The organism is Aerococcus sp. L_32 (assembly GCF_050689315.1).
Window position 1 is genome coordinate 1 of sequence record NZ_JBOEQF010000399.1, and the last position, 1,770, is coordinate 1,770.

Consider the following 1,770-nt stretch of genomic DNA (forward strand, 5'->3'; position numbering starts at 1 on the left):
CGATAACCGTGGTGGTGGCTATCAAGGTAAACCAAAATCAAACAACCATTCAGGTGGTCGATCAAACTTTGGTGGCGGGAATTCATTCAAGTCTAACGCTGGTAATAAAGCGGGTACAAATGATTTCGATAGCTTGATGTCATCATTCTTAAAAGACTCTGATGACCGTTTAACTTCTTTAAAACGTAATACAGAAGGTAAACGCGGTGGTCGAGGCGGCCGTCGTTCTTAATAAGATATAGTGGGTTGTAACTAAGGTTACAGGCCCAAAACTAAGTGTAGACACTTATTGAGAGGGGTCTGTGGCAATTTGTCGCAGACCTCTTTGATGTTTAACCGTGTCTAGGATAGATAGGGATACCTAGAGAATATTCGGGAAAGAAAAAACTTAGGAAAGGAGCGGTATGTGATGGGTGAAAATGTACTAAAGATAGTGGAAGACTGGCTACTAGCTACCAAAGACCGGTTGAAGTCGCAGCTACCGGCTAACTATAGGCCAATTGATGGGCAGATCCCCTTTTTATTGGCTGTATCTGGTGGCGTCGATTCTATGGTTTTGTTGGATTTGTTTCACCGCTTAAGTCAAAAATCATTAGTGACTTTTTCAGTGATCCATATTAACCACCAGCTCCGTCCTGAATCAACGGCTGAGCAAGATATGGTCATCAAGTTTTGCGAGGACCGAGACATTCCTATCCAAGTAGTGGCTTGGGACCACGATGACCCGCAGAATCCAAATCGGTCGGAATTGGCGGCACGCGAATTCCGATATGCGGTCTTTGAGCGGATGATGGTCTTGACCAAGTCACCTTTCCTAGTGACTGCCCACCATCAAAATGACCAGGCGGAAACAGTCTTGATGCGGTTGGTTCATGGGGGCCGCTTGAAGAGTATTGCCGGCATTCATCCCTACCGGCCAATTCCCTTGGACCAGGGCTTGCAGACGGGCTATGTGCTCCGCCCCTTGTTAAGTGTGGATAAGGCTGATTTATATGACTATGCAATGGCGTGGCAGGTCCCTTTTAGTGAGGACGCGTCTAATCTTGACCTGTCTTATACCAGAAACAGGTTTAGACAGCAGTATCTGCCGGAATTGGAGTCGGAAGATGGCGCTCTTATCGACCATCTGGGCGACTTCGCCTTGGCTGCTCAAGCGACTAGCCGGTTTGCGGAGGCTTATATGGACCAAGTTTTAAGAGATGCCTTGACGAAGAAAGATGACACTTGGCAAGTTGATTTGCCTACCATAGCGGACTATGACTTGCCTGAACAGGTCTTGTTGTGGCAGCGATTGTTCGACCAAACGAGGGTTGCCGCCTTGGCTGCCTTTACGCAAGACGGCTTTAAGCGGATGGTGGCTTTCTTACAAAGCGAGAATGGGCAAGCTGAGTGGCGGTTGCCTGGAGGCTACCGCCTAGTCAAGGTGTATGATACGGCCTATATTTTGCCCGGTGGCCGGTCTGATTTCTTAGCAAGTGCTGGTGCCACCGGTAAAATGACTGAGCAAGTTTTAAGCTGGCAGGACTGGGTGGCAGTAAGCGGCCGGGTCAAATTTGGTTGGTTTGACGAGGACCAAGCGGATGTTTATTTGCACCAGGGGTCTGTTTTGTTGGCTGAGGTGGGTGCTGACGTTAACTTGACTGTGCGCAATCGCCGTCCCGGAGATTTTATCCACCTCTCAAACGGTCATCGACAAAAGCTAAATCGCTTTTTAATCAACGAAAAAGTCCCATCTGGTATCCGAGATGATATTTTTGTGTTAGCGGATAG

Annotated in this window: 1 protein-coding gene and 1 pseudogene; both read left to right on the plus strand. The window is 48.0% G+C overall.

The window, feature by feature from the left end; translation table 11 throughout:
- Positions 1-232 (plus strand): annotated as a pseudogene (locus ACRCJ0_RS13345) (RNA-binding protein S1); the annotation flags it as partial.
- 177 nt (positions 233-409) lie between these two features.
- A partial coding sequence (gene tilS, locus ACRCJ0_RS13350; protein ID WP_431390730.1) for a tRNA lysidine(34) synthetase TilS occupies positions 410-1,770 on the plus strand: 1,361 nt, incomplete at its 3' end.